This window comes from Nocardia brasiliensis (assembly GCF_011801125.1).
Classification (GTDB): Bacteria; Actinomycetota; Actinomycetes; order Mycobacteriales; family Mycobacteriaceae; genus Nocardia; species Nocardia brasiliensis_C.
In genome coordinates this window covers 7,602,472-7,629,352 of sequence record NZ_CP046171.1, presented here as the reverse complement: position 1 = coordinate 7,629,352, position 26,881 = coordinate 7,602,472, and the positions used below count along the sequence as shown (strand labels likewise).

The window sequence follows — 26,881 nt, the reverse complement described above, 5'->3', positions numbered from 1 at the left end:
GTTTCCGGCGCGATCGGTACCATCGGGGCCGACGTCGGTGCTGTCGTGCCGTCCGTTCGGTCCAGGCAGTGACTAGTGTCCATTCGACAGAAGAGGATTCAGGTGCGGATCTCCCTGATCGCCGCGGCGCTCATCGCGCTGCCGGTGCTCGCGGCATGCGGTAGCGACAAGGCGGCGGCTGCGCCCGCGGTGACCCAGGCCGATCTGGCCAAGTCGCTGCAGGACAAGGGGCTCAAGAACCCGGAGTTCGCCGAGTGTGCCGCGAAACTCTTTGTCGATCAGGGTATTTCGCAGGACGGCCTGCGGGTCATGGTGAGCGACGAGTACGACACCAAGGCCGCCGACCAGCAGACCCTCGGTATGAGCAAGGAAGACGCGGAGAAGGCGCGCACCGCGAGCGCCCGCATCGCCACCGAATGCGTTGGCGTCCCGCGCTGAGGCCCGTCCCGCGCGTAGCGGCGTAGTGGTTCGCTCAGAGCGCGACGACGAGTTCGACGTGGGCGCGGGTACCCGCGTCGAGGTCCTCGGCGGTGCGGATCGCCTTCTTCACCGGTAGCACGTAGGTGCCGCGGGACTTGTCCGGGAACAGGGAGGTGGACCAGCGGCTCGCGCCGATGGTGACGCGCACCCGGACCGAGCCGAACCCGCCGGCCAGGTGCGCGTAGCGCTGCTCGATCTCATCGGCGACGGCCTCGGGCACCGAGAGGAAATACCACGAACCCGTGTGGTGCTCCCACACTTGCGCGTCGAACGAGTACTGCGCTCCAGCCACGCCGCGACTGTAGCCGCACCCACCGACAAGCCGCCGGGACCAGCACTTTCGCCGTCGTCCCAGGCTGCCGCGCCGCGTATTCGGATCGCGCTGCGCGCAACCGGTGAGCTCCCTCGCCGCGTGCGCGATCGTGGGGTGATGACATCCATCGAAGCCAAATCCGCCACAGACGCCGAACTGGATGCGGTCTTCGGACCGATCTTCGACCGGATCGCCCAGGGCGCGGTGGCGCGCGAGATCGATCGCAGGCTGCCGTTCGACGAGGTCGGCTGGTTGCGCGAGGCGAAGTTCGGCGCGCTGCGGGTGCCGGTCGAGTACGGCGGTTACGGCGTCACAGTGCGGCAACTGTTCCGGTTGCTGATCGAATTGGCCGCGGCCGAGTCGAATCTGCCGCAGGCGCTGCGCGTGCACTTCTCCTTCGTCGAGGACCAGCTGCTCGCCGCGCCCGGCCCGGCCGCCGAACAATGGCTGCGTGCGGTGGCGGCGGGCACGCTGGTCGGCAACGCGATCACCGAGCCCGGCGTCGGCGCGGTCGACCGTTACCGGACCACCCTGACCAGGGACGGCGATCGCTGGCTGCTCAACGGGGTGAAGTACTACAGCACCGGTTCGCTGTACGCCGACCACATCCTCGCTGCCGCCGATCGCGATGGCGAGCGGGTGGGTGTGCTGGTCGACGCGAGTGCCGATGGGGTGCGTCAACATGATGACTGGGAAGGCTTCGGTCAGCGGTTGACCGCCAGCGGGACAACCGAATTCACCGATGTGGTGGTGGCAGAGGAGCGCGTCCTCGGCCCGGGTTACGGCGCGCCTGGCCCCACCTACGCGACCTCGTATCTGCAGTTGGTCCAGCTCGCGGTGCTCGCGGGCATCGCACAGCGCGCCGAGGCCGACGCCCGCGCCTGGGTGGCGGGCCGGACCCGCAGCTACACCCATTCCGCGGCCGGACTGCCGCGTCAAGACCCGCTGGTGCAGCAGGTGATCGGCCGATTGTCGGCGGCCGCCTTCGCCGCGCGGTCGAGCGTGCTCGCCGTCGCGGACGTGCTCGACGAGGTGCTCGACGCCGGCGCCACCGACGAAAAGTCTCTGATCGCCGCCGAACTCGCCGCGGCGCAGGCGCAGCTGGCTGTGATCGATCTGGTGCTGCCCGCCACCTCGCTGCTGTTCGAAGTCGGGGGCGCGTCGGTGGTTTCGGAACGCCAGCGGCTGGATCGGCACTGGCGCAACGCCCGCACGATCTCGGTGCACAATCCGGCCATCCAGAAGGCCCGCGCGATCGGCGATCACCTGTTGAACGGCACGGACCTGCCCTTCGCCTGGAGCGCGGGCGAACACAAGACCACGGAAGGCACGGCCGAATGACCCGCCGAATTCGCTTCAACGCCTTCGATATGAACTGCGTCGCCCACCAATCACCCGGCCTGTGGCGGCATCCGGACGACCAGTCGCACCGCTACAAGGAGCTGAGCTACTGGACCGATCTGGCGCAGCTGCTCGAGCGGGGCCGGTTCGACGGCATCTTCATCGCCGACGTCCTTGGCACCTACGACGTGTACGGCGGCACCGATATCGCCGCTCTGCGTCAGGGCGCGCAGATCCCGGTGGCCGACCCGCTGCTGCTGGTCTCGGCGATGGCCGCGGTCACCGAGCATCTCGGGTTCGGCATCACCACCGGCACCGGTTTCGAGCATCCGTTCCCGTTCGCGCGCCGGCTGTCCACCCTGGACCACCTGACCAACGGCCGGATCGGCTGGAACGTGGTCACCGGCTATCTGCCCTCGGCGGCACGGAATTTCGGTGCCGCCGATCAGCTGGACCACGACGAGCGCTACAACCAGGCCGACGAATACCTCGAGGTGCTCTACAAGCTGTGGGAAGGCTCGTGGGAAGACGACGCGGTGGTTCGCGATGTCGCACAGGGCATTTACGTCGATCCGGCGAAGGTGCACCACATCGGTCACCAGGGTAAGCACTTCACGGTGCCGGGCATCCATCTGTCGGAGCCGTCGCCGCAGCGCACGCCGGTGATCTACCAGGCGGGCGCCTCCACCCGCGGCGTGCGTTTCGCCGCCGAGAACGCCGAGGCCATCTTCATCGCCGCGCCCTCGAAACGGCTGCTGGCACAGACCGTTTCCCGAATTCGTGCCGAGCTTAAGCAGGCGGGTCGTGATCCGTACGCGGCCCGGATCTACGCGCTGGCGACCATCATCACCGACGCGACCGAGGAGGCCGCGCGGCGCAAGCACGAGGAATACCTGTCCTACGCGAGCATCGAGGGCGGGTTGGTCTTCATGTCCGGCTGGATGGGCATCGACCTGTCCGGTTACGACCTGGACGATCCCATCGGCCAGGTGCAGAGCAACGCCATTCAGTCCGCCGTCGCCGCCTTCCAGGAATTCGACGACGACGGGCGGGAATGGACCGTGCGCGACATCGGCCGCTGGGCCGGTATCGGTGGTATGGGGCCGGTCTTCGTCGGCTCCGGGGAGACCGTGGCGGACCTGCTCCAGGAATGGGTGGCCGACACCGATCTCGACGGCTTCAATCTGGCCTACGCGATCACCCCGGGATCGTTCGAAGACATTGTCCGCCACGTTGTTCCGGTGCTGACCGAGCGCGGTGCCTACGCCGCCGAGTACGTGCCGGGCACCCTGCGCAACGCGCTGTTCGGTGCGGGCGATCGGCTGCCGGACGAGCACCGGGGCGCCCGCTATCGCGTCGGCGCCGCCGGGTCGACGGTGCTGCCGGAGGAGATCTCCCGGCCGGGAGCGGCGGTCGTCACGCCGCAGGTCTAGGCCCGATGTCGTTGCGGCGGTGGGTAATCCGCCGCAACGACGGGGCGATCACGGAGCCAGCGAGGTGAGAAACACCTGCGCGAGGGACTCGAGGCCCTGCCGGTCGATGTCGTCGAACCGGCCCGGCTTCGGGCTGTCCAGATCGAAGACGCCGAGCACCGCGCCGTTGTGCACCAGTGGGACAACCACTTCCGAGCGGGTGTCGGCATCGCACGCGATATGGCCGGGGAACGCGTGCACGTCGGGCACCAATTGCGTCTCCCCGGTCTGTGCCGCCGTTCCGCACACACCTTTTCCGAGGGGGATGCGGACGCAGGCCGGCTTGCCCTGGAACGGCCCGACCACGAGTTCGCGTCCGTCGTAGAAATAGAACCCGACCCAATTCACCTCGGGCAGCGCGTGGAATACCAGCGCCGCGATATTGGCGGCGTTGGCGACCCGGTCCGGCTCGCCCGCGACCAGGGCGCTCGCCTGCGCGGCCAGCTGGCGGTATTGCTCGGTACGGTCTCCGGTCAGCTCGGCAACGGTAAACGACATGGGCCGAATGGTACGCCTGCGCAAAGGCCGGTTCGCTCATTGATTCTTGGTGATCGCAACACTCACCAGCGCCGCGGCGCACCCCGATGATCCCTACATGACATCGCAGAATTCCGTTCCCCGTACCCCTCGTTCGGCCGCGGTAATCGGCGCGGGCCAGACCGGCGCCACTGCGGCACTGGGGTTGCTCGACGCCGGCTTCGACGTGACCCTCTACAGCGACCGTGATCAGCGCAGCCTGCGCGACGACGTCCCCGCCACCGGCACCGCCCTCGAATTCGGGGTCACCCAGCAGGCGGAGTCGGCGCTCGGCCTGGACACCTACACCGGCCGCGCGCCCCGCCACACCGGTCTCAGCGTCCGGATCGCCGGGCCGGAGGGCGCCGAATTGATCCAGTTCGACGGCACTTTCGACGGTTACGTCGGCGTCGCCGTCGACACCCGCTTGAAGGCCGACGAGCGTCTGACCGCCTTCCTGGAGCGCGGCGGCCGCTTCGTCGTCGAGCCGGTGACCCCGGAAACCCTCGATGCCATCGCGGCGGCCAACGATCTGACCCTGGTCGCCACCGGCCGTGGCGGACTGTCGGACCTGTTCCCGATCGACGAGTCGCGCACCCCCTACGACGCGCCGCAGCGCTCGCTGCTCACCGTCACCGTGACCGGGATCGGCCACGACAAGGACGTTTTCGCGCACCGCAGCCCGGCGGGCGGCGCGCACAGCGGCTTCTCCATCCTGGCCGAGCAGGGCGAGGCGTGGTGGGGTCCGTACCTGCACAAGGACGCGGGGCCGAGCTGGGCCTTCCTCGGCTGGGCCAGGCCGGGCAGCGAGTGGGAAACCCGTTTCGCCACAGCGGATTCCGCCGAGTCGGCGTTGCGCGTTGTGCAGGATCTGTACCGCGACTTCATCGATTGGGACCTGCCGGAGGTGCTGGCCACCCAGGTGATCACCGAAGACCCGCACTCCTGGCTCAAGGGTGCGGTGCGACCGGTGGTCCGGGCGGCCGTCGGGCAGACCGCGGGCGGGCACGTGGTGGCCGCGCTGGGCGACACCGCCGCGGCCTACGACCCGATCGCCGGTCAGGGCGCGCAGAGCGGGCTCATCCAGGCCCAACGGCTGGTAGCCGCCGCGGCGGTGCACGACGGACCGTTCGACGCGGACTGGTTCACCGAGCAGTACGCGCAGTTCCTCGCCGTGCGCGGCGACGCGGCCAACAAGGTCACCCGGCTGTTCCTCGGCGACCCGGAGCTGGCCGAGATCGGCAACCAGCTCTTCGCCGCGGCCGCCGTCGCACCGAAGTTCGCCGCCGCGCTGGTCGGCCTGCTGCACCACCCACAGCCGTTGCTCGAGGTCGACTCGCTCGACGCGGCCAACGCCTTCATCACCCGGGTCACCGGTGAGGATGCGCAAGCCGTGCTCGGCCGCTTCGCACCGGCGGGCAAGTTCGCCCGTTCCACCTTCGCGCAGGCCCTCGCCAGCGCCTGACATCCGCCCCGCTCGGCCCGGCGATCCGATCGCACAGATTCAAACCCTCGTGCCGATCGGGTCGCGGTGCTGGAGTGGGGTAGATCGACGGCTACCCCCCGAAAACCATGGAGCAGCTATGACCACGGAGCAGATCGCCGACCAGATCAAGTTCGCCTATTGGGTGCCCAATGTCAGCGGGGGACTGGTCACCAGTGACATCGAACAGCGCACCGGCTGGGACTTCGACTACAACAAGAAGCTGGCGCAGACCGCGGAGAACAACGGCTTCGACTACGCGCTGTCTCAGGTGCGCTACACCGCGTCCTACGGGGCCGAGTTCCAGCACGAGTCGACCTCGTTCAGCCTCGCGCTGCTCGGCGCGACCGAGCGGCTGAAGGTGATCGCGGCGGTGCATCCGGGCCTCTGGCATCCGGCGGTGCTCGCGAAGTTCGGCGCCACCGCCGATCACCTGTCCAACGGACGATTCGCCATCAACGTCGTTTCCGGTTGGTTCGCAGGCGAATTCACCGCACTGGGCGAGCCGTGGCTCGAGCACGACGAAAGGTACCGGCGCAGCGCCGAATTCCTTGAGGTGATCCGCAAGATCTGGACCGAGGACAACGTGAACTACGGCGGCGACTTCTATCGCATCCGGGACTTCACCTTGAAGCCGAAGCCGCTCAACACCCCGCAGCGCCCGAATCCGGAACTGTTCCAAGGCGGTAACTCGACCGCCGCCCGGCGCAACGGTGGCCGCTACGCCGACTGGTACTTCTCCAACGGCAAGGACTTCGACGGCGTCACCGAACAGCTCGACGATCTGCGTGCGGTGGCGCGGGCCAACGATCGCGAGGTGAAGTTCGGTCTGAACGGGTTCATCATCGCCAGGGACACCGAAAAGGAGGCGCAGGACACGCTGCGTGAGATCATCGAGAAGGCGAACAAGCCTGCTGTGGCGGGTTTCCGGGACGCGGTGCAGCAGGCGGGCGCGTCCACCAAGGACCGCAAGGGTATGTGGGCCGACTCGACCTTCGAGGATCTTGTGCAGTACAACGATGGTTTCCGGACCAAACTGATCGGCACCCCCGAGCAGGTCGCCGAGCGCATCGTCGCCTATCGCGAGCTCGGCGTCGACCTGATCCTCGGTGGCTTCCTGCACTTCCAGGAGGAGATCGAGTACTTCGGTGCGAAGGTGCTGCCGCTGGTCCGGGAGCTGGAGGCCGCGCGGCGGCCGGTCGCGGCGGTCGGCTGATGACCGCGGTCGCGGCCGATCGCATCACCTCGGCGGCACAGGCCTTTTCGGTCGCGCGGCGGCTCGCGGCGGACTTCGCGGCGGGGGCCGCCGCACGCGACCGCGATCGTGTCCTGCCGTACGAGGAGATCGATCGGCTCGCGGCCGCGGGTCTGCTCGCGGTCACCGTGCCCGCCGAGTACGGCGGCGCGGATCTGCCGCCGAGCGCGGTCGCGGAGGTGGTGCGGATACTCGCGGCCGCCGACCCGAATATCGCGCAGATACCGCACAGCCATTTCGTCTATCTGAACCTGGTGCGGTTGGCCGGTTCCGACGCCCAGCGGCGACGGTACTTCGGGCAGGTGCTCGACGGGGCGCGGATCGCCAACGCGCAATCCGAGCGCGGCGGTGCGACCATCGCCGAGATCAGCACCACGTTGCGGCCCGCAGGCGCGCGGCTGCGCGTCGACGGCCGCAAGTTCTATTGCACCGGTTCACTGTTCGCGAATCTGCTCGCCGTGCTGACCAAGCTCGACGACCCCGAGGGGCGCAGCGGCTTGGCGCCGGGGGAGTACATCGTGTACCTGTCCGCCGACACCCCCGGCGTGCGGATCATCGACGACTGGAACGGTTTCGGCCAGCGCACCACCGGCAGCGGCACGGTGGAGTTCGACGAGGTACTGGTGGACCCGGACCAGGTGATCGCGCGGGCGACGGCGGTGCGCGCCCCGCACGCCTACGGTGCGTACGCGCAACTGCTGCACGCCGCCATCGATACCGGTATCGCCCGTGGGGCGCTCACGGCGGCAACGGAATTCGTGCAGACCTCGAGCAGGCCCTGGTTCGAGGCCGAGGTTTCGCGCGCCGCCGACGACCCCCTGCTGATCCAGCGCTTCGGTGAACTGTCCGTCACGGTCACCGCCGCCGAGGCCACGCTCGCCGCCGCGGGCGCCGCCGTCGACGCGGCGACCGGTGCCGCGGCGGACGCGGATACGGCCGCGCGCGCCTCCCTCGCGGTGGCGGCGGCGAAGGTGCTCGCCGACCGCGGCGCGACCGAGGTGTCCAGCGCACTCTTCGAAGTGGGCGGAACACGCAGCGCCGCGGCGGATCTGAACCTGCACCACTTCTGGCGCAACGCCAGGACCCATACCCTGCACGATCCGGTCCGATGGAAATACCAGCACCTCGGCCGTGCGCTGTTGCACGGCACCGCGCCACCGTTGCACGGCGTGATCTGACCGCTCGCGCGGTCGAACAGTTTGTCAGTGAGAGGGATACGAACAGTGACAGTGACGGTCGTAGTCGGCAATCCGAAGCCCGCCTCCCGCACCTTGACCGCGGCCACGCTCGTCGCGCGAGGTCTGCGCCCCGAGGTGGAGCCCACCGTGATAGACCTGGTCGAGTTCGGTCCCGCACTGCTCGGCTGGGGTGATCCAGCGGTGGGCGCCGCGGTGCGCACCGTATCCGATTCGGAGCTGGTCGTTTTCGCGAGCCCGACGTTCAAAGCCACCTACACCGGGCTACTGAAGTTGTTCCTCGAGCAGTTCGACGGCGGGACCGGACTGGCCGGGGTGCTGAGTGTCCCGGTGATGCTCGGTGCCGGGCCCGTGCACGCGCTCGCCCCCGACCTGCTGCTCAAGCCGGTACTCGTCGAACTGGGCGCCACCGCCGCGCTGCCCGGTCTCTACCTCTCCGATCGCACCTTCCAGGAAGACGGCGCGATCGACCGCTACAGCGACCGGTGGCGCCCCGTCGCCCAGGCGCTGGCCACCGTGAAGGCGACCGATCATGCATGAGCTCTTCGAGAATCCCGGCGACGGCAGCGGTCTGCGCCGCGCCTTCGCCAACTTTCCCAGCGGCGTGGTCGCGGTGTGCGCCGAAATCGACGGCACCCCACACGGTCTCGCGGTGAGCACCTTCGTGCCGGTCTCGCTCGATCCGCCGCTGGTGTCGTTCTGTGTACAGAACTCGTCCTCGACCTGGCCCAAGCTCGCCGCCGCGGGCCATCTCGGCCTGAGTCTGCTCGGCACCGATCAGCAGGACGCCGCCCGCTCGCTGGGCGCGCGCAACGGCGACCGCTTCCGCGGCACCGAGCTGCATCGCGGCACCGGCGAGGCCGTGTTCATCGACGGTGCGTCGGCGTGGATCGAAGGGGTACCCGAGGCCGAGGTGCCCGCGGGCGATCACGCGGTCGTCATCCTGCGCATCCACCGCATCGCCACCCGCAGCGACGTGGACCCGTTGGTCTTCCACGGCAGCAGGTTTCGCCGGTTGCACGCCGAGGTCGATATCGCGTCATGAGGCGGGCCGGTCGGCGACCACGCCGGGTGTGCGACACTGGTAGCGCATCTGTTCGGAAGGGTCGGTCATGACTTTGGGCATGGTTTTAGGGGACGTCTCCGCGCGCACGTCGACGCGGGAGACTTAGCCTCACCCAGGAGCTTCGGCACGTTTCTCGACGGTCCAGAACGCCCGCAGGCGGCGTCGGAGCCGATACGATCCCGGTATCGGCTCGTCCTCCGCCATACCGTGGGCGCCCCCGGACCGCCGACAGCCGCACCGGCCCCTGGGCGCGGCACCGGCCGTACCCACCTTCAACAACTCCTCGTCGAGGTGCACTTCGTGCCCCTGACCGCCCGACTGCGAGGAGTTGTCCGTGTCCACCGTGACCTGGACCGAAGCCGAAATCATCCATTGCGCCCCTTGGCATTCCGAATGCGCGGCACCGGCGCCCAGGCGCGTCCTGGTCGCCGACGACCGGACCTCCGCCGCCACCGCGTACCGCCTGGCCTGCGAGGGCACCGCCCTGCTGTGGCGCGGCGACTACCACAATGCCCGTCAGCTGCTTCGCGCGATGACGCGGCGCATCGACCGGAAAACGCCTGCGCTCCTGGATGATCCGGCGGACGCGTTCCGTGCACAACGCCGGGCCCGCGGCCATCGTGCCCGGGTGCTCGGCAAGCTGCTCGTCGAACTCGACGCCGACCATGCGCTGGCGTTGCGGCGCGCCCCCGACGTACGCCGGGCCTGTGCCGAGGCGTACGGCCCGGCCCGCACGCCCATGCTTGTCGCGCTCACCGAACTGCTGGGGGTGCTCGGTGCCGCGCAGTGGCGCGAAAAGGGTGTTCCCATACCGGCTCTCGGCGCCAGCATCCATCCGCACTACGGCGTATTCTCCCCCGTCCGTGGCGAATACGTCGATCTCGTCGTACGCGCCGCCCTACCCGTCGTGCCCGCTACGGCGTTCGATCTGGGCACGGGGACCGGCGTACTGGCCGCGGTACTTGCCCGGCGCGGTGTCCGCCGCGTCATCGCCACCGACGCCAACCCGCGCGCCCTGACCTGCGCCCGCGAGAACCTGGCTCGACTGGCGCTCGCCGACACCGTCGAGGTCCTCGGCCCCACCCTGTATCCGGAGGGCCGCGCCGACCTGATCGTCTGCAACCCGCCCTGGTTGCCCGCTCGCCCCACCTCCGCCCTCGAACACGGCGTCTACGACGCCGACAGCCACATGCTCCGCGAGTTCCTCGCCGGCGTCCCCGCGCATCTCACCCCCGGCGGCGAAGCCTGGCTCATCCTCTCCGACCTGGCCGAACATCTCGGCCTGCGCACCCGGGCCGATCTGCACACCCACATCACCGCCGCGGGCCTGCGCATCCTCGACCGCCTCGACACCACCCCCCACCACTCCCGCACCCAAGACAGCACCGACCCCCTGCACACCGCCCGAGCCGCCGAAGTCACCTCCCTCTGGCGCCTGACCCCCACCTAACCCCCGAAACACCACACAGAAGTCGTCGTCCGCCGGGTCCGAGACGGAAATCGAACCCGCACCGTGCGTTGAGCTATCTGCCCCGACTGGCGCTATGTTCAAGCGCGGCGGTCGATTTCATCGCTGGACCGTCTGTTGGCAAGTACCACCCCAACGTCGGCTGCGGTCTTCTCGATGGCGGGTCGCCAGCCCCGCTGTCGCCACCCGCCCCCGCCACGCGCCTTCATCACCCCGCGCGCGTACCCGTCGACCAACGCGCGCGCAGCACAACGGAACATGCGCGTCGCCTGAACAGAGCAGCGATCGCAGACCAAGCTGCTACCAAGGGAGTTTCGGCGCCGTCTCGCACTGAGCGCCGCCTGATGAGCAGGCCTACACACCTGGCCCGAGCACACCGCCTCAGACCGGTTCTTTCGTGGAGCCGATGACGGGAATCGAACCCGCGCTGTCTGCTTGGGAATCCGAAACCGCCGTTCCGTTCATGCTGATCAACGCCCAAAAGTCCTGGTGACTACCAATTCTCGGTTTGGGTGTTGATCGACAACACCATACCATTGACGGGAGTGAATGACGGGAGGAGGAACCCAATTTAGATCGGAATCACTCCAGAATGGCTGCAACCTCGGCACGCAAAGAGAAGTTCAAGACGCCCGGCAAGACCCGGCGGCGCGACCACGGTAACGGCGGGGATTTCATGCGCAAAGGCGCGTGGGTCAGGACCATCGTGCTTCGCGAAATCCTGGGTAAGGATTGGGAGCCCGAGCCGGGCGGCCTCGGCGGCAAGCGCGGCATCATCGAGGTCTCGGCGAAAGACCGAGCCGAGTGCAAGGCGAAGTACGAAGCCAAGGTCGCCGACATTCGACGGCTCGGTGGCACACCCTTGGCAAACGGTGAGACAGTGCTGGATCTCATGCAGTACTGGCTCGACCACATCAAGAAGCCGGAGATCGATCCGACGACGCTGGGCTCCTACCAGTCGGTCATCAACTGTCAGATAGGCCCGTCGATCGGTCATATCGATCGCAACAAGCTCACCTCGGCGCACGTGCGGTTCATGCATCAATACGTCCTGGACGAGGGTAGGAGCACGCGAACAGCTCAGGTGGCCTATGACCGCCTGAGTCAGGCATGGGGCGATCTGGCGAAGGAGGTTCCGCCCAAGGTCCGCGTGAATCCGTGCGCCGCGGTCCGGCGTCCCAAGGCCGACTCCAAGGTTCGTGACACACATACCGCCGAGCAGGCGCGGCAGGTGCTGCTGACCGCGCGCAGGGACCGGCTGCTGACTCGATGGGCGGTCGCCTACATCATGCCGGTTCGACAGGGCGAGGCGTTGGGGCTCGAGGACGACCGCATCGACCTCGACAAGATGGTTATCGACTTCTCCTGGCAGCTCAAAAGGTTGCCGCTGAAAAAGGGTGCTGATCCCGACGATCCGGACCGCTTCGATGTCCGCAAAGGCTATGTCCACAGGCCGGTCTACCGTGGGCACGCACTCGCCAAGCTCAAGAGCAAAAAACCCAAGCTCATCCCGATCCCGGACCCGCTCGGCCCGCTGTTCGAGCAGTACTTGCGCGTGCGTCCAGCGAACGAGCACGGGCTGACGTGGGTCGGTACCGATGGTCATCCGATCGACGCCGCCGACGATCTGGAAGCGTGGTACTCGCTGCTGGCCCGCGCGGACACCAAGGCCATTCCCGTTCCCGAGATCGTGCTGCACGGAGCCCGTCACACTGGCAACGCTCTCCTACAGGAATTGGGAGTTCCGGAGGATGTCCGGATGCAGATCCTCGGACAGAGCACGGTTACAGCGCAGAGGGCATACCAGCACTTGAGCATGGCTGCTGCACGCGAGGCTCTCGGCAACCTCGGCGTGTTGCTCGAGCCTGCATAAGTCGACGACGGCCGCCCGTCATCCGATGACGGGCGGCTCGTCCGGGCGTGGCACCAGTTTGCCTACTGCCCATGGCCGCGCTTCGGGCATGTGTGCCTCGGACACGAGCCGGGTGAAGGTGCGAACTCGCTCGATCTCGGGGTCGTAGACGGTCAGCGTCCGGCGGATCAGCAGGTGAGGGCGTAGCGGCGTGCACAGCATCTCCCAGATGTCGTTGACGGCACACTGCGAGATGATCTCGTCGCGGTGAGCGGGTTCGACGAGCACCGTCGACATTGTCAGGAACCACTGAACCATCACGCGGGCGTCGTGGAGCCAGTCCGGCATGAGTTCGCGGGCGCGGGGGTCGGTGACCGTCCAGACCATCGCGTTGGTGCCCGGTTTGATGCCGGGAAACATGCGCTCGTATTGCTCATTGGTGCCGTAGACGTCGTGCGACGACATGTGCTGAGCCCACATGGGGTAGGGGTGAGCATCCAGTTCGGCCTGGTCCTCGGCGTCGAACTCGGCACGGGGCAGTGCATTCATCCGGAACTGCGCCAGGATGTTGTGCTGCAACTCGGCGCCGACACCCAGGCCATTAAATAGCTGTGCAATTGCTTTCTCCGAGGGGTTGCCCGCCCCCTGTTCTATTGTGCTGAGCCATTTCCAGCTGATTCCTGCACGTCGCGCAAGCGTCTGCCGACTCAGTCCCTGTTGCTCGCGGATTGCTCTGATCAGGCGAATTCGCCCCGCTACATGGTCATCCACTTACCATCCCCTAACTTCGAGGCAGCCCGCCCTCAACTTCGGGGAACCCTCAGCTATTGACGCTTCTATAAATGGTGTCGTTTGATTAACATAACGAGTGGTACAAAAGTGACATATATCACGTTTTACTCTCGGAGAGTGACGATATCCAGGCTTTTCGAGTTTGCCCCCTAGAACTGTGGGTTGACTACGAGAGTTACATAACACGTCCGGGCCGGGGCCGGACAATGAATGCGCTGGGGTGAAGAGGGCGGCCGAACGAGTCGTCCAGGCATGACGATGAGGGTTGGGGAGATCGAAGTTGAGGATGTCGGAGGGTCGGCAGAGTGAACCGGAGGGGGCGATGCTCGATGCTTCCCTGGAGCCGCTTGCGGGTCACGCTGCGGAATCGGATAGCACTGCGCCGTGTTACGTCACCGCAGTAGGAGCGCGGGTGCGCGTGCGGCTGTCGGCGCGCACGCCGAGTATCGAGCCCGTCGTGGTGTCCAGCGACGAGTTGCTGGACTACTTGCGATCGCTGGGTGCTTGATCGAGCAGGTGCCGCACATCGCGCGCAATGCGGTGTGCGGCCTGCTCGTCGACTCCGAGTGAGTCGGCGAGCAGGCGGGTGATTCCCACGTTGACCCGTCGAGCGAGATCGACCAGATCATCGGCGGGCGCGCCGTCGGCGACGTCTTGGGCGATCTCCGTCAGACGCTGGCCCAGCACGGCCAAGCCCATGACCTGGCGGCCCTCGGCGGGCTGAGGCGCGTTCAGTTCGACGTCGAAACCGTTCTCGCTGATCGCCGTAGCGGTGACCTCATCGAGCAGTGGCCTGGGCGTCTCGCCGAACTCGATGAAGTTGTCGATCGCGGCATCGCGCCACCGCAGAACGCGCTCCAGGGCGCGGCGGTAGACGCTGGCCATGCCGGTCGCGCGGCCGTTCTCGAGGGTGCGCAGCTGAGTCGTGCCCATCACGCCCTGCGCCTGGAGATCGGCCTGCGTCAGCCCGAGGTCATCTCTTCGCTCCCGGACTATCGGGCCGAGCTCCGCCCACCCATGGCTCGTCATGGTCCTCATCATGACCGAACGGCGTCGCCGGGTCCAGCCGACCGATCAACGCGACGTCGACAGAGCGTCGATTCCGTTATGCAATCGAGACATGGACGCTGGTCCACCTTTTACAGGTCATCAGTAGCGATAAATCCGCTGGTAGATCGCTGACGGGGCGCTGTACTTGCCGATCGGCAGGTATTCAAGATCGGCCCGAGCGGTGATTTCTGGTGTTGGCACCGGCGGCCCCCGTGGCTAGCGTCCTTGGTGTGATCAACGGAAACGTCGATCGGATCAACGTAAACGTTGATAGAAGCGACGAAAGTGTTGGCTCCTTGGGCTGGCTTCGCCACTCGGGCGCCAGCGGGACGACCCGCCTCACCGCAGCGGCACACGCGCACCGTGCGAGCTCCTCCGGGGTGAGGAAAGCAACCTTTGGCACTGAAATGAGCAGTGCCGCAATACTTCTCGAAAGGCTGACTTGTATGTCGATCAGAGGCTACTACGGCATCGGTATCTGGCACCCCAAGCGGGCGGCGAACGTCGGGGGATTGTGGCGCTCGGCAATGAGCTACGACGCGGCGCTGATCGCCACGGTCGGACGCCGCTACGCCACTCAGGCATCCGACACGTGCGCCACGCCGAAGTCCGTGCCGTTGCATCACTACAGCGACATCGACGACCTCGTGGGCCATCTCCCGCACAGCTGCCCGCTGGTCGCAGTGGAGCTCGACTCGCGCGCCGAATCGCTGACAGCGTTCGCGCATCCGGCCCGTGCGATGTACCTGCTGGGCGCTGAGGATCACGGACTGCCCGCGTCAGTGCTCGACCGTTGCCATCGCATCGTGACCGTGCCGACCCCCGCGCCGTGGAGCCTCAATGTCGCAGTGGCCGGGACGCTGGTGATGCATGACCGGTATCTCAAGCGCCTTCGACTTCCGGTCCCGGAATGAAGCCCACCAAACAACATCGCGATTGCTGCTCCCACTGTGGTGCTCCGGTCCCCAACGGCGCGGCGTATTCCTACTGCGTAGCGGGCGCGATGGACGCCTTCGGATTGAGCCGCTCCAAGATCTACGAGCTTGCCCGCAACGAGGTCGTCACCGTGCGCTACGAGGGCACCAAGCTCCTGGTGTTGGGGGAGAGCCTGCGCCGCTACATCGACGCGCTCCCGGCGGTGAGGGCCTGAGATGACACTCCCGCCGCCATTCCGTCTTCGCGACCGCACGTTGGCCGAGCTCGAGGAGATCGGCGAGCAGGCCGAGTGGCGCGCCAGCTACTTCGACTGCGACGAGCTCTCGATCCGTCGCTGGCTATTCGCCATCCATTCCGCAGCGATAGTCCGCACCGTAGCGAAAGGACCCCAATGACCGCCGCGAAATCACCTGTTTCGCCCGCAATCGAAGATGTCATCGCCGAAGTCCGCCGCATCGCAGCGCAAAACCCCGCGGTCGTCTATCGCTCCGGCGCGGCCACCAAATGCGTGTACGTGCGTAACGGCATCGGTGATTGCATCGTCGGAAAAGCTCTTGTCACCCTCGGTGTTCCGGCTTCGTTCTTCGACACGCGTATCGCCGACGGAGTGACCGACACCATCAATTCCAAGCGAATCGACTACGGCATCTACGAACTACTCGGCTGGCGGCGCGGACCGCAGCTGGCCTGGTTGACCGCTGTCCAGATCTGGCAAGACCTCGACGAACCGTGGGGCGCGGTGATCGCCAAGGCCGACATGCAAGCGCCGCTGTAGCGCTCTAAAACCGTTGACCGCCACTCCTTCTCGGCACTCACTCACATCCGGAGAAATCCATGAGCACTACAGCCATGCCCAAATCCGTTACCACGGGCGACGTCGCTCGCAAGATCCTCGAGCTCGCTCGCGAAAGTCCCGGCTTCGTCTACGAGCCGCCACCGCGTTCGGATGACGACGGCGTGCGGCGATGTGTCTACGTTGCCGACGTCAACGGTGTGCTGGTCGGTTCGTGCCTGGTGGGCCGGGCGCTGATCGCGCTCGGTTTTGCCCCCCAGCAACTCACCGACCGCAGCAAGTCCGCGTGGATGATGCTGTCCTACCTGGGAATTCGCACCGCCTTCAGCGATCCGATCAACACCCCTTACTGGATCAACGACGTGCAGCGAAACCAAGACCACAAGCACACGTGGTCCGAGGCCGTCGACATCGCCAGTGCCCGGTTTCCCCGCGTGGTCGCCGAACTGACGAAAGCGGCGGTCTGATGGTTCACCACGTCACCGTCGCGGACGTCATCAGCAAGGTCCGCCAGATCGCCGCCGCGCACCCAGATCACATCTACGACAAGATCGGCGATTGCGTCAACGTCGAAACCGACGAGAACGGCGTGCTGGTCGGTTCGTGCATCATCGGCAAAGCCATTGTCGCATTAGGTATCTCAGCAGCAGAGCTCGACCAGCGCGGGCTGAACCGGCACGACGCCGAGCACCTGCTGCGCTCACTGGGGATCTCCCTCGGAGACCTCGAAGAAGCCTGGCTCCTCGAGGTTCAACGCCATCAGGACGAGGGACACCGGTGGGGTTACGCGGTCACCGCCGCAGACGGTAAGGCCCCCGCCCTGTCGCGCTGTAGCCCGCTCGAGTTCGACGACCAGGACCAGCCGCGATGACGCGCGCCTTCGCGATCACAGTCACCATCGCCGCCACAGCCACCCTCGCCGCGGCCGGGCTGGCTCTGTTCGGCCCCGCCGGACACGGCGCGCACGCCGTATCAACCGGCTCGACGAAGGGAGCGTGCAAGTGAACAACCCGTATCAGGCCACGCCGAGCGATGAGCGGGAGGACTGGCGCCACCGCGCCCTGTGCCGGGACCAGCCGCCGGAACGATGGTCGACCGATCTGCTCCCGAAAGGTCATGAACTCCGCGAAGCTGCGGCGGCGCAGCGCTGCGCCGGATGCGACGTCATCGCCGCCTGCGCGAAGTTCCACCTGCGCCGTCGCGCGACGGTAGGCATGGTCGTCGCGGGCATCGCCGTCGGCGGCAGGAACTGCACACCAGCGTCGGACACGCGTCGCCTCGAAGCAGTCGCGGCCGGACGGCCAGTGGTGGTGGAGCCGATCAGGGAGATCAAAACCGAGCCGTGCCGCCGGTGCGGCGATCCCATGGCCACGCGAACAGCGCTCTCGGAGGCCCGCTTTCCGTCGGGCATCCGAGAGAAGGACTCCTACGGCCGGTGCCGCAAATGCGCGCAGGTGATTCGCTACCACGCCAAGAAGGCGGCGGCCGTCGCATGAACGCGTCGATGGAAGAGATCTTCGACTTCGACAACCTCGTCACCGAGAACCTGCTCGCAGACATGAAAGCGGTAATCGGGTATGCGATTTCGCACTCTCCGAGGTCGCTTCAGGTCGCGCTCGGCCCGTCCGAGATCGGACACCCCTGCCCGCGGCGGATCGGGTTCGGCCTCATGGGCGCACCTGCTGTCGCACCGCAATTCGATCCCCTGCCCAGCGCTGTCGGCACGGGTGCGCACCTGTGGTTCGCGAAAAGCTTCGAGATGGACAACCAGCGTCTCGGGCGCGACCGATGGCTCATCGAGCACCGCGTTTCGGCGTGGCCGGGCATGGAGGGCAACCTCGACCTGTTCGATTCCGACACCGGGACCGTCATCGACCACAAATTCCTCGGCAAAGACGCCATCAAACGCGCCGCAGGTCGACGCGGCCCCAAATCGGTCTATCAGATGCAAGGCCAAACCTACGGCGCCGCACTCGCAGCCACCGGCCGCGAGGTCCGGGCAGTCGCCATATGGCTGCTACCTCGCGGTGGCCTGATCGCCGACTCCGTGCTCTGGAGCGTGCCGTTCGACCCGGCCGTGGCCCAGCGTCTCGAGCAGCGGTACGTCACTCTCGTCGGCCTGTGCGCCGACCTCGATGTTGAGCACCACCCCGAGCGCTATCAGCTCATCCCTGCCTCGACCGAAGACTGCTCGTTCTGCGCCTGGAAGACCGCGCGCCCCGTCGTCGGCGCGCATTGCATCCCCGGCCAGGTGCAGTAATGGGCCGGTTCTTGGACTCCCAGCAGCGCTACCAGCAAGCCCTCGACGAGCGCGCGGAACGCGACGCGCTGGCCGCACCTCCCCACTGCCGAAACCGCCCGGCGCACACAGGTTTCGCCTGGCTGCTCACTCGTTTCGGCCGCAACCCGTACCGCACACGCTGAGACCGCGCCCGATTCGCAGCGGGTCAAGACTGCGGAAACCTCTACCAGACAAGGACATACGTCTATGGATATGGAAAGCATCCTGTTCGGCGGCAAAGGACCTCGCGCCGCCTTCAAAAAGGGCGATCCGATCGGCCTCGAGGTCGGCGGAGTGATCACCAAGGCGCCCGAGGTCGTCCAGCAGACCGACCTCAAAGACGGCAAGCTGCTGTACTGGGACGACGGCAAGCCGAAGATGCAGATCATCGTCACCATCCAGACGGCCCTGCGCGAAGACGCCGAAGACGACGGACTACGCAGGTTCTTCCTCAAGCAGAGCACCGACCAATTGCGCGCTGTCTCAACAGCACTCGAACACGTCGGCAAGCGCGAAGTGGAAGAGGGCGGGTTCCTGGCGATCCGGTACATCGGCGACGGCACCAGCACGACCCCTGGCTACAACGCGCCTCGCCTGCACTCGGCGATCTACTCGCCGCCGAAGATCACCGCGCAGTCGCAGATCCTCGGCACCACCGGACAGCCACCGGTCACGCCGCCCATCCAGCCCGCTGCCACGGCATACCAGCCCCCCGCCTATCAGCAGCAGGCGCCGCAGGCGCCCGCCCAGCCTCCGGTCTACCAGCAACCCGCACCGCAGACTCCGCCCCAGCAGCAGGGGCCGGTGCACGGACCGACGGCGGCCAGCCTGGGGATCAGTGAGGCCGCGTTCGCTGCCATCGCCGAGCTCACCGCGGCTCAGCAGCGTCAGCAGGGCTGAGATCGCACCACCGGTGGGGCGGACTGTCTGCTCCGCCGGTGGTGAACCGAGAGGGACACGATGGAAGATCCCATGGCCCCCGGCCTGGACAGCCCGACGCCGATAGAGATCGTCGCCGAACTCTCCGAGCTGCAAAGGGCGAAACGGGTCATCAACCTCATCGATCAAGCGCACTTCGTCTACGACCGAGCGCTGGAAAAACACTTGGAGGGAAAGCGGTTAGCAGCCACGGCGATCCTGTTCTCCGGCGGCAACGACTCGACTGTGCTGACACATCTGATGCGCTCGCGAGCCACGCACGCAATCCACTGCAACACGACGATCGGCATCGAGCAGACACGCGAATTCGTCAGGGCGACCTGCGAGTCACTGGGCATCCCCCTGATCGAGGAGATCGCCCCGCGTACCTACCGGGAACTGGTACTCGAGCAGGGATTCCCCGGTCCAGGCCATCACATCAAGATGTATCAGCGATTGAAGGAGCGAGGACTACGCCAGGCCCGCAGGAAGCTTGTCGCCGACGGTCGCAAGGAACGGGTCGCATTCATCGCCGGTCGGCGACGGCAGGAATCGAAGCGGCGTCAGATCGTGCCGCTGTATGAGCGCGTGGATTCGGTGATCTGGGTTTCGCCGATCGCGATGTGGACAGCACTGGACTTGACCACCTATCGGCGGATGCACAGCGACGTACCACTCAACGAAGTGTCACAGCTGCTGCACATGTCCGGCGAGTGCTTGTGCGGGTCCTTCGCCAAACCTGGTGAGCTGGAAGAGATCCGAATGTGGTTCCCGGACGTCGCCGCCGAGATCGACCAATTGCAACGCGACGTCGCCGCCGCAGGCCATCGCGGGACCAAAGCAACGTGGGGCAACGGGGCGGGCACACACATTGCGCGCACTGGGCCATTGTGCAGCTCTTGCGATTTCACGACGACGCGGGCATCACGATGATGCAGGCAGTCGTCGAGCACAAGGCGTTCGCTGCGGCAGTAGCGGCGGTCAGCAAGGCTGTACCGGAGCGTCCGATCGCCCCCGAGCACGGCGGCATCGTGCTCAGCGCCGACCAGAACAAACTGACGCTGTCGGCCTGTGACCTCGAAACCTCGCTGCTGTCCCGCCTGGAGGCGCAAGTCCTCCGGCCCGGCGACACCCTCGTCTCCGGACGGCTACTCGCCCGGCTCACGAAAGAGCTGCCGCGCACAGAAATTCACCTGGGACTGAGCGCCAGGGTGCTGGCCATCGAGGCAGGCGCGTCGGTTTTCGGATTGCCGACCATGGCCTCGACGACCTACCCGGCCCTGCCGACTCCGGCTGCCGCAACAGCCACCGTCGACGGCGAACGGTTCGCTGAAGCGGTGACTCGCGCCTGCGGCGCGTTGACCGGTGGCGACGCCGCAGCGCTGAAATCGTTGTTCGGCATCCGGCTCGAGGCCAGCGAGGGACGGCTGGCGGTCGTCGCGACCGACAGGTGGCGCATGGCGATCACCTACCTCGAATGGGACGCCGCCGACGCGCGCACGTTGCTGCCCGCGGACTCCCTCGCGGCCATCGTGCGCACGGCCGACGGCGTAGACCCGACACTGCATTTCGGCACCACCTTCGGGCTCTCGACCGCCTCGATGATGGGCACGACACGATCGCTGGCACACGACTACCCCACATGGCAGCGCGTACTCGCCTATCCCCACGCGGCGATGGTCTCGATGCCATCCGCCGACCTCGTTGCGGCATTGCGTCGCGTCGAGGTCGTCGCAGGCAAGACCGCCCACGTCACCCTCACCACCGCCAGTGACGGATTCACGGTCACCGTGACCGATACCGGCGAGGCAACCGGCAGCGCCCGCGAGCTGGTGCACTGCCAGTCGATCGGCACACCGATCACCACCAGGTGCAACGCAGCGTTCCTCCGAAGCATGGTCGTGGGACTCAAATCCGATTCCGTCACTTTGGGATTCAGCGATCCCGCCGACCGCAGACCGCTGCTCGCCTACCCCGGCGATCATGCGCGCTCGCTCGAAAAGCCCTCTGTACCAGCCCTTTGCGCTGTCATGCCCGTGCGCTGACCAGCAAGCCATCCAGAAAGAACGCTCATGTCTGTCATTCTCGGCACCGTCACGGAGGTCCAACATGGCCCCGACGGCCGCATCACGATCGAAGCAACCATCACTGGCGAGGACGTCCTCGCCTTCCTCCCCGGCCACCAGGTCGGCGTTCACCTCCACTACGAACCGCCCCTCGACGCACCGACACAGCAGGGGATGACCAATGCGCCACAATGAAACCATCTGGGCCGCAGACCAACTCGAACAACAAATGGTCGAAGCCAAGAACGACGCCAGCATCGACTACGGCCGCGGCTTAGGCGATTGTGACGGTCCGAGCTGGATGGACCTCAAATGGGAGTAGCCGCGAAACTCGGCGACCCGCGGTTACCGGAACGATTCTGGGACAAGGTCGCGGTCGTACGGCACGGCCGCTGGCGATGCTGGGACTGGCGCGCCTCGACCTACCGCGGCTACGCCGAATTCTGGTACGACGGCCGGATGCGCCGCGGCTACCGCGTCGCCTACACCGCGCTCATCGGCCCCGTCCCCGCCGGTCTCGTGCTGGATCATCGTTGCCGAAACAGGCGCTGCTGCAATCCATCCCACTTGGAGCCGGTCACCTCGCGGGAGAACACGTTGCGCGGTAGCGGGCCGACGGCGATCAACGCCCGCAAACGCGCTTGTGCTCGCGGGCACCGGTACACAACGGCGAACACCTACCGGCGCGGCGGATATCGGTATTGCCGCCAATGCATCGTCATCAATGCCCGCAATCGGCAGCGGAAGCGAGCCGCGCCATGACCGGCCCGTACGCTACGGCTGCACTCGGGCTCTGGGATGCCGGATGGCATGGCGTTCTGCCGCTGCCGCCGGGCAAGAAGGCGTCGCCACCGGAGGGATACACCGGATACTCCGGCGCCTATCCGAAATACCCCGACGTCTACTCCTGGACCGAGCAGCACGCCGACGGCAACATCGCGTTACGCATGCCCGACGATGTCATCGGTATCGACGTCGATGCCTACGGCACCAAGACCGGCGGTGCGACATACTCACACGCGGTGAGGGATTGGGGCGTGCTGCCCCGGACATGGATGTCTACGGCACGCACCGACGGAATTTCCGGAATCCGCTTCTACCGCGTGCCGCCAGGCACTCGACTGGTCACCCAGATCACCTTTCCCGCAGCGAATCTGGCCCACATCGAGATCATCCAATGGTTTCACCGCTACGCCGTCGTCTCGCCGAGCATCCACCCCGACACTGGCAAACCGTATCGGTGGTGCGATCCGGATGGTTTCTGGGCCGATGAGCCGCCGAGTGTCGACGAGTTCCCGGCCTTGCCCGCACGGTGGGTCCAAGAGCTGGCCGCCCCAGCGGAAGCGCCGCTGGCCGATGTCGATGTCGCCGCCGTGCTGGCGGCGCTGCCCGCCGGGCCGATGAACGTCGTCGTCACGGCGCGCCTCGAACGCGCGATGACCGACCTACGCTCCCTCGGCGCCGGAAGCCGCCACGACACCACAACCCAGCACGTCCTCGCCCTGCTGCGGATGGCCGAGCAAGGTCGTGGCGGCGTCGCAGAAGCACTGACGGCACTTGGGCAGGAGTTCGTCCGAGTGGTCGGCGCAGACCGCGGTGAGGGGCCAGCGCGGGCCGAGTACGTGCGCATGGTGACCGGGCCGCGCGGGCATCAGATGATCGCGGCGACGCCGACCATCGACATCGCCACGATCTCCGGTGTCGCCGAGGAGCAGCGGCACATTCCCGGCGCGGCGACCGAACGGCGGCCGGTCGAACCCTCGCCGGTCGCCGAGCCGACGACTGAACCCCTCGACGAGTTCTGGGGTTGCCGGGCGAGCCTGCGAACGATCCGGCAGTTCGCGTTCGCGCGGATGTGCTCGCCATGGAGCGTGCTGGGCGTTGTGATGGCACGGCTGATCACCACGGTTCCGCCGTGGATCACGTTGCCGCCGTTGATCGGTGGCCGGGGATCGCTCAACTTGTTCGTCGCGCTCGTCGGCCCATCCGGCGGCGGCAAAGGCGCCTCGGAATCGGCGGCGACCGACCTGTTCCCCGCACCGGTGCATGTTGCTCCGATCGGCTCCGGCGAGGGGCTGGCGCACCAGTACGCCCACATCGAAAAGCGGGTCGTGACCTGGGACCGCTGCGCGGTGCTGTTCAGCGAATCCGAGATCGACACCCTCGCCGGGATCGGCAGCCGGACCGGCTCCACGCTGATGGGCAAACTTCGAAATGCATTCTCGGGGGAGGAGATCGGCTTCTCCTATGCCGACGCGAGCCGTCGAATCACCCTCGGCAAGCACGCCTACCGGATGTGTTTCGTGCTGGGTGTCCAGCCATCCAAGGCCGGACCACTCATCAGCGACGCCGGAGGCGGCACTCCGCAACGCTTCGTGTGGCTGCCGACGACCGATCCTGGCATCAGCGTCGACCGGCCGCCGGAACCGTGCTCGCTGCCGGAGGGGCCGGTCTGGGGCGCCTACTCGCGCTCGGTGGCGATCCCGAAGTCCGCGGAGCTGGCGATCACCGAGAACCACGTCCTGCGAGGCCGCGGCGACGGCCACGCTCTCGATGGGCACAGCCTGTTCGTCCGCGAGAAGGTCGCTCTCGCACTGGCCGCGCTGGACGGCCGGACCGACATCGGCGAAGACGACTGGCACCTGTCCGGGATTGTCATGGAGGTCAGTGACCGGACTCGGGAGATGGTCACCGCGGAGCTACGTCGCGCCGCCCGAGAGGCCAACGCCGAACGTGGTCGCGAGCTCGGAGAGCAGCGCGCGGTCGCCGACGCCGTCGCCGAAGCCGAGAAGGTCTCCAGGGTGGCGTCGTGGACGGTCGCCAAACTGACCGAGTTCGGTGGCCGGGCGGGCTGGCCGCGCCTGCATCGCCGCCTGGCCTCGCGCGATCGTGACTACCTCGAAGGCGCGTTGCTCCAGTTGGCCGAGGAAGGCCGCATCGTGATCACCGAGGAGCGTGAGATCTGCCTCTATGAGGCATCGGGCAGCAACGGATTCGACCAACCGAAGGCTGGGATATGAATGTCGGTGCGAAGGGCACCGGCAAGCTTGCGCCCGCCTTCGTACTCGATCGATACTCGGGGGTCCGCGTCGATGCTCTCGGTGATCTCGATACTGCGGATGCCTGTCGCCGACCGCAACACTTCCGCCCGGCGGAGGATCGTGACGAGTCGAACTGCTTCGTCCCACGGCAGTTCGCCATCCACGCTCAGCACAGCCGCTACGCGGCTATCGATTTCCTCGTTGGTCATACCGCACATCCTTCCACTCAATCACGAGCGCGGCGAAGCCCGAACCGTAAATCTTCCGAAGCAGACCGAGCGGTGCGGACTGTGGACACACTCTTCCGAGAAAAATCGCGGACGACTTCTAAGAAATATATGAATTCAAAGAATTCTCAGAGGATTAAGTCATCGAAGCATTCGAGGATTAATGTCGTTGCTTCGAAACTCAGTGTAATCAGGGCCGCTCGCAACGTCCATCCCGCCGCCAGCACGGCGTGTCAGGTGACGCAGGCCATGTCCATACCGCTCGGTGTGTACAGGTGTGGACACGACGCATGTCCACATTCCCGACAGGAAAAATTCCAGGACACACGATGGTCCGCAAGCCACCCGCCACCCGATACCGCTGGACCCCAGCATGCTCGACTCCGAGAGCGACGACGTGTCGCACATGTCAGGCCGCCGTGCTGTCCGCCGTCTACGACTCGCGGCAGATCGCGCTGGATACGGCCGCATTGAGCCTGCTCGGCGAAGCTGCGGCGCTGCTGGCCGGTCACCGCACCCTGCACCTGGTCGAGGGCCGGTTGCATCGGCGCTCGGCGCCGATGATCCACCTCGAACCACGTCCGTTGATCGGGACCATCCATCGCACTCATCGGTGCGGGCAACGCGTGGACTCCAGGCATGTCGCGGTGGGCCGGAAGGTCTACGACGGCGAGGACCCGCCCTTCTGAGCGGGTTGCGCGCGCCCGCAGGTCGGCGGTCGGCGCGGTGGCTTTCGCGTTGCGCTGGCATTCCCTTGCGCTGCCGCGCAAGGGCCAATTATCCGTGGTGCGGTCGTGCGCCGAGCGTCACGTTTTCGCGGTGCACCGATTTCAGGTATCGGCGCGACGATGAAGATCATCACCCCCCATTAATGAGGAGAAAGATGAATACCGCACCCGATCAGCCCATGGAGAAATACCCGTACTATTTCCTCGGCGAGAACACCGTCATCGCCGTCACCGTCCGCCGTGACGGCGACTACCTGATCAACGACAACGGCAGCCGGGCGTACGTCCCGCTGAACCCTGCCCTCGATCCGGGTGACGCCGACGCGCGATCGAGCGCCGACAAGATCCGCGCGTACGTTCTCGAGCAACGCGAAATCGCCCGGCTCGATGTCGTCAAGAAGGCGCAGTACGCCGCGTTCCTCGACGCCGCGCTGAAGGTCTACGACACTGAGATCGGCGAACGCCGCACCGCCGAGGCCGACGCCGAACGAGCGAAGACCGCCGCTCTGGCCGGAACTCTGCGCCAGATCTACCAGCGCGCCACCGCTGGCTTGGGTGATGCCAGCGAGCCCTGGCACGCCGTGGCCCGAGCCGCTCGCGAACACCTCGCCGCCGAGCAGTGATGCGCGCCGCTCGACGAAGCGGCGCACCGTGATCCCCTCTCTGCCCCGGCCCGCACCGTGGATGGAGCAGGCGGCCTGCGCAGGCAGCGACCCCGAAGGGTGGGCCACCGACAACCTTCCCGAGCTGCCCGGCGAACGGACCCGGTATGCGCAGCGCGTATGTGCAGGCTGTCCGGTCATCCGCCAATGCGCGCAGTGGGCGCTGGCCGAGCCGCTCACGACCGGCGACTACATCACCGGGGTCGTGCTCGCCGGAATGGCTCACACCGACAACAGCGCCAAACGTGGTCCCTGCGAGCGCGTCCGGCGCCGGATGGCCGAGCGGTTCGACTTGCCCTACATCCCCAAGCCCGGCAACGGACACCACTCCGGCGCCCCATGCCTGGGCTGCGGACGCCTGACCGTGCCCGCGCTCAGGTCGCCCGGCCCCGCGCAGCGGCGCTACGCCGGACACGGCTACTGCACAACCTGCTACAACCCCGCGGTCCGACGCACGAAAGACACTGAAGGACAACACGAATGACTGATATCGAGCTCCGCAAAGCGGTCCTCACCGTTCGAATCACCAACTTTGCCGGTGATCTCGATCCCGCCGACGTCGCCGAGATGCTGGATACCAACGGCATCGCCGCGAGTGACCGCGAAGCCGAAACCATCGCCTACGAAGTCAACTGCGTCCGGCGTAGCGTCCGCTCCGCGCTACAGGCCGCCCTGGTTGCGCTGTGAGGACTCTCGTCACGATCCCGCGCAAAGGTGCGGTGGCCTACGCGCCGACCGAGTCGTTGCCCGTCGTCGTACAGCGCACCTGGTCATGGCCATTCCCCTATGCCGAATGCCTCACCGCCGGTAGGGAACTCATCGCCGTGCCGCTGAGCCGACTCACCGAGATCGAATGGGAATTCGACGCATGACCGACTGCAAAAGACTGCCGCGCTGACGGATCGGTCAACGACCGGCCAGCCCCGCACCCCGGACCGCGCTGCA

The 26,881-nt window shown here is 66.7% G+C and carries 35 protein-coding genes; 30 read left to right on the top strand and 5 right to left on the bottom strand.

Annotated elements, in window-relative coordinates; genetic code table 11:
- Positions 1-102 precede the first annotated feature (102 nt).
- On the top strand, positions 103-438 hold the full coding sequence (locus F5X71_RS35020; RefSeq protein WP_167465833.1) for a hypothetical protein: 336 nt from the start codon (positions 103-105) through the stop codon (positions 436-438).
- Positions 439-472: 34 nt separating this feature from the next.
- Here F5X71_RS35020 and F5X71_RS35015 read toward each other — a convergent pair whose 3' ends face one another.
- Positions 473-772, bottom strand: coding sequence for a DUF1905 domain-containing protein (locus F5X71_RS35015; RefSeq protein ID WP_167465832.1), 300 nt, complete (start codon positions 770-772; stop codon positions 473-475).
- 138 nt (positions 773-910) lie between these two features.
- On the opposite strand from F5X71_RS35015, the gene F5X71_RS35010 reads away from it, so the two are divergent.
- Together F5X71_RS35010 and F5X71_RS35005 are read left to right on the top strand one after the other, a co-directional pair.
- The gene (locus tag F5X71_RS35010) at positions 911-2,134 is read left to right on the top strand and encodes an acyl-CoA dehydrogenase family protein (protein ID WP_167465831.1); all 1,224 of its coding nucleotides are present in this window, start codon (positions 911-913) and stop codon (positions 2,132-2,134) included.
- Positions 2,131-3,567: an LLM class flavin-dependent oxidoreductase gene (locus tag F5X71_RS35005; RefSeq protein WP_167465830.1), complete on the top strand. Its 1,437-nt coding sequence runs from the start codon at positions 2,131-2,133 to the stop codon at positions 3,565-3,567. Before F5X71_RS35010 ends, F5X71_RS35005 begins: the two co-directional genes overlap by 4 nt.
- Before the next feature lie 48 nt (positions 3,568-3,615).
- On the opposite strand, the gene F5X71_RS35000 is transcribed toward F5X71_RS35005, so the two are convergent.
- Positions 3,616-4,104 carry a GAF domain-containing protein gene (locus F5X71_RS35000; protein WP_167465829.1) on the bottom strand — a complete coding sequence of 163 codons (489 nt, stop codon included), beginning with the start codon at positions 4,102-4,104 and terminating at the stop codon, positions 3,616-3,618.
- 97 nt (positions 4,105-4,201) lie between these two features.
- On the opposite strand from F5X71_RS35000, the gene F5X71_RS34995 reads away from it, so the two are divergent.
- The 7 genes from F5X71_RS34995 (at position 4,202) to F5X71_RS34965 (ending at position 12,463) form a co-directional block, all read left to right on the top strand.
- Complete coding sequence (locus F5X71_RS34995; protein WP_167465828.1) at positions 4,202-5,587, top strand: styrene monooxygenase/indole monooxygenase family protein; 1,386 nt, start codon at positions 4,202-4,204, stop codon at positions 5,585-5,587.
- A gap of 118 nt (positions 5,588-5,705) precedes the next feature.
- Complete coding sequence (sfnG, locus tag F5X71_RS34990) at positions 5,706-6,821, top strand: dimethylsulfone monooxygenase SfnG (protein WP_167465827.1); 1,116 nt, start codon at positions 5,706-5,708, stop codon at positions 6,819-6,821.
- Positions 6,821-8,038 carry an SfnB family sulfur acquisition oxidoreductase gene (locus F5X71_RS34985; protein WP_167465826.1) on the top strand — a complete coding sequence of 406 codons (1,218 nt, stop codon included), beginning with the start codon at positions 6,821-6,823 and terminating at the stop codon, positions 8,036-8,038. The genes sfnG and F5X71_RS34985 overlap by 1 nt, the downstream gene beginning before the upstream one ends.
- Before the next feature lie 45 nt (positions 8,039-8,083).
- Entirely contained in the window at positions 8,084-8,596 is a 513-nt protein-coding gene (locus F5X71_RS34980; RefSeq protein ID WP_167465825.1) for an NADPH-dependent FMN reductase, read from the top strand.
- Positions 8,589-9,101, top strand: coding sequence for a flavin reductase family protein (locus F5X71_RS34975; protein ID WP_167465824.1), 513 nt, complete (start codon positions 8,589-8,591; stop codon positions 9,099-9,101). Before F5X71_RS34980 ends, F5X71_RS34975 begins: the two co-directional genes overlap by 8 nt.
- A 349-nt stretch (positions 9,102-9,450) precedes the next feature.
- Positions 9,451-10,572, top strand: a complete 1,122-nt coding sequence (locus F5X71_RS34970; protein WP_428981428.1) for a methyltransferase — start codon at positions 9,451-9,453, stop codon at positions 10,570-10,572.
- A gap of 610 nt (positions 10,573-11,182) precedes the next feature.
- Complete coding sequence (locus F5X71_RS34965; protein ID WP_167465822.1) at positions 11,183-12,463, top strand: site-specific integrase; 1,281 nt, start codon at positions 11,183-11,185, stop codon at positions 12,461-12,463.
- Between the two features lie 18 nt (positions 12,464-12,481).
- On the opposite strand, the gene F5X71_RS34960 is transcribed toward F5X71_RS34965, so the two are convergent.
- On the bottom strand, positions 12,482-13,213 hold the full coding sequence (locus F5X71_RS34960; protein ID WP_167465821.1) for a helix-turn-helix domain-containing protein: 732 nt from the start codon (positions 13,211-13,213) through the stop codon (positions 12,482-12,484).
- 504 nt (positions 13,214-13,717) lie between these two features.
- Entirely contained in the window at positions 13,718-14,263 is a 546-nt protein-coding gene (locus F5X71_RS34955) for a hypothetical protein (RefSeq protein WP_167465820.1), read from the bottom strand.
- A gap of 251 nt (positions 14,264-14,514) precedes the next feature.
- On the opposite strand from F5X71_RS34955, the gene F5X71_RS34950 reads away from it, so the two are divergent.
- The 15 genes from F5X71_RS34950 to F5X71_RS34880 all read left to right on the top strand — a co-directional run bounded on the left by F5X71_RS34950 (position 14,515) and on the right by F5X71_RS34880 (position 24,298).
- Entirely contained in the window at positions 14,515-15,198 is a 684-nt protein-coding gene (locus F5X71_RS34950; protein WP_238815623.1) for an RNA methyltransferase, read from the top strand.
- Positions 15,195-15,434: a hypothetical protein gene (locus tag F5X71_RS34945; RefSeq protein ID WP_167465819.1), complete on the top strand. Its 240-nt coding sequence runs from the start codon at positions 15,195-15,197 to the stop codon at positions 15,432-15,434. The genes F5X71_RS34950 and F5X71_RS34945 overlap by 4 nt, the downstream gene beginning before the upstream one ends.
- A gap of 177 nt (positions 15,435-15,611) precedes the next feature.
- Entirely contained in the window at positions 15,612-15,995 is a 384-nt protein-coding gene (locus tag F5X71_RS34940; protein WP_167465818.1) for a hypothetical protein, read from the top strand.
- Between the two features lie 59 nt (positions 15,996-16,054).
- Positions 16,055-16,480, top strand: a complete 426-nt coding sequence (locus tag F5X71_RS34935; protein ID WP_167465817.1) for a hypothetical protein — start codon at positions 16,055-16,057, stop codon at positions 16,478-16,480.
- The gene (locus F5X71_RS34930; protein WP_167465816.1) at positions 16,480-16,884 is read left to right on the top strand and encodes a hypothetical protein; all 405 of its coding nucleotides are present in this window, start codon (positions 16,480-16,482) and stop codon (positions 16,882-16,884) included. The genes F5X71_RS34935 and F5X71_RS34930 overlap by 1 nt, the downstream gene beginning before the upstream one ends.
- On the top strand, positions 16,881-17,018 hold the full coding sequence (locus F5X71_RS34925; RefSeq protein ID WP_167465815.1) for a hypothetical protein: 138 nt from the start codon (positions 16,881-16,883) through the stop codon (positions 17,016-17,018). The genes F5X71_RS34930 and F5X71_RS34925 overlap by 4 nt, the downstream gene beginning before the upstream one ends.
- Entirely contained in the window at positions 17,015-17,509 is a 495-nt protein-coding gene (locus tag F5X71_RS34920; protein WP_167465814.1) for a WhiB family transcriptional regulator, read from the top strand. Before F5X71_RS34925 ends, F5X71_RS34920 begins: the two co-directional genes overlap by 4 nt.
- The gene (locus tag F5X71_RS34915) at positions 17,506-18,273 is read left to right on the top strand and encodes a hypothetical protein (RefSeq protein WP_167465813.1); all 768 of its coding nucleotides are present in this window, start codon (positions 17,506-17,508) and stop codon (positions 18,271-18,273) included. The genes F5X71_RS34920 and F5X71_RS34915 overlap by 4 nt, the downstream gene beginning before the upstream one ends.
- Complete coding sequence (locus F5X71_RS34910) at positions 18,273-18,437, top strand: hypothetical protein (RefSeq protein ID WP_167465812.1); 165 nt, start codon at positions 18,273-18,275, stop codon at positions 18,435-18,437. The genes F5X71_RS34915 and F5X71_RS34910 overlap by 1 nt, the downstream gene beginning before the upstream one ends.
- 64 nt (positions 18,438-18,501) lie before the next feature.
- Entirely contained in the window at positions 18,502-19,194 is a 693-nt protein-coding gene (locus F5X71_RS34905; protein WP_167460080.1) for a hypothetical protein, read from the top strand.
- Positions 19,195-19,266: 72 nt separating this feature from the next.
- Positions 19,267-20,145: a phosphoadenosine phosphosulfate reductase family protein gene (locus F5X71_RS34900; protein ID WP_167465811.1), complete on the top strand. Its 879-nt coding sequence runs from the start codon at positions 19,267-19,269 to the stop codon at positions 20,143-20,145.
- Entirely contained in the window at positions 20,112-21,257 is a 1,146-nt protein-coding gene (dnaN, locus tag F5X71_RS34895) for a DNA polymerase III subunit beta (protein WP_167465810.1), read from the top strand. Before F5X71_RS34900 ends, dnaN begins: the two co-directional genes overlap by 34 nt.
- Before the next feature lie 27 nt (positions 21,258-21,284).
- Complete coding sequence (locus tag F5X71_RS34890) at positions 21,285-21,473, top strand: hypothetical protein (protein WP_167465809.1); 189 nt, start codon at positions 21,285-21,287, stop codon at positions 21,471-21,473.
- Between the two features lie 117 nt (positions 21,474-21,590).
- Positions 21,591-22,040 (top strand): HNH endonuclease signature motif containing protein, encoded by a 450-nt coding sequence (locus tag F5X71_RS34885; protein ID WP_167465808.1) that lies wholly within the window; start codon positions 21,591-21,593, stop codon positions 22,038-22,040.
- The gene (locus tag F5X71_RS34880; RefSeq protein WP_167465807.1) at positions 22,037-24,298 is read left to right on the top strand and encodes a bifunctional DNA primase/polymerase; all 2,262 of its coding nucleotides are present in this window, start codon (positions 22,037-22,039) and stop codon (positions 24,296-24,298) included. Before F5X71_RS34885 ends, F5X71_RS34880 begins: the two co-directional genes overlap by 4 nt.
- Here F5X71_RS34880 and F5X71_RS34875 read toward each other — a convergent pair.
- Positions 24,247-24,528: a hypothetical protein gene (locus F5X71_RS34875; protein WP_167465806.1), complete on the bottom strand. Its 282-nt coding sequence runs from the start codon at positions 24,526-24,528 to the stop codon at positions 24,247-24,249. The two genes, F5X71_RS34880 and F5X71_RS34875, sit on opposite strands and share 52 nt — an antisense overlap.
- A 437-nt stretch (positions 24,529-24,965) precedes the next feature.
- On the opposite strand from F5X71_RS34875, the gene F5X71_RS34870 reads away from it, so the two are divergent.
- The 5 genes from F5X71_RS34870 to F5X71_RS34850 all read left to right on the top strand — a co-directional run bounded on the left by F5X71_RS34870 (position 24,966) and on the right by F5X71_RS34850 (position 26,808).
- Positions 24,966-25,235 carry a hypothetical protein gene (locus F5X71_RS34870; protein ID WP_167465805.1) on the top strand — a complete coding sequence of 90 codons (270 nt, stop codon included), beginning with the start codon at positions 24,966-24,968 and terminating at the stop codon, positions 25,233-25,235.
- 194 nt (positions 25,236-25,429) lie between these two features.
- A complete protein-coding gene (locus F5X71_RS34865; protein WP_167465804.1) occupies positions 25,430-25,897 on the top strand; it encodes a hypothetical protein in 468 nt (155 codons plus the stop codon).
- A gap of 28 nt (positions 25,898-25,925) precedes the next feature.
- The gene (locus tag F5X71_RS34860) at positions 25,926-26,420 is read left to right on the top strand and encodes a WhiB family transcriptional regulator (RefSeq protein ID WP_167465803.1); all 495 of its coding nucleotides are present in this window, start codon (positions 25,926-25,928) and stop codon (positions 26,418-26,420) included.
- Positions 26,417-26,623, top strand: coding sequence for a hypothetical protein (locus F5X71_RS34855; protein ID WP_167465802.1), 207 nt, complete (start codon positions 26,417-26,419; stop codon positions 26,621-26,623). The genes F5X71_RS34860 and F5X71_RS34855 overlap by 4 nt, the downstream gene beginning before the upstream one ends.
- Positions 26,620-26,808, top strand: a complete 189-nt coding sequence (locus F5X71_RS34850) for a hypothetical protein (RefSeq protein WP_167465801.1) — start codon at positions 26,620-26,622, stop codon at positions 26,806-26,808. Before F5X71_RS34855 ends, F5X71_RS34850 begins: the two co-directional genes overlap by 4 nt.
- Positions 26,809-26,881 lie beyond the last annotated feature (73 nt).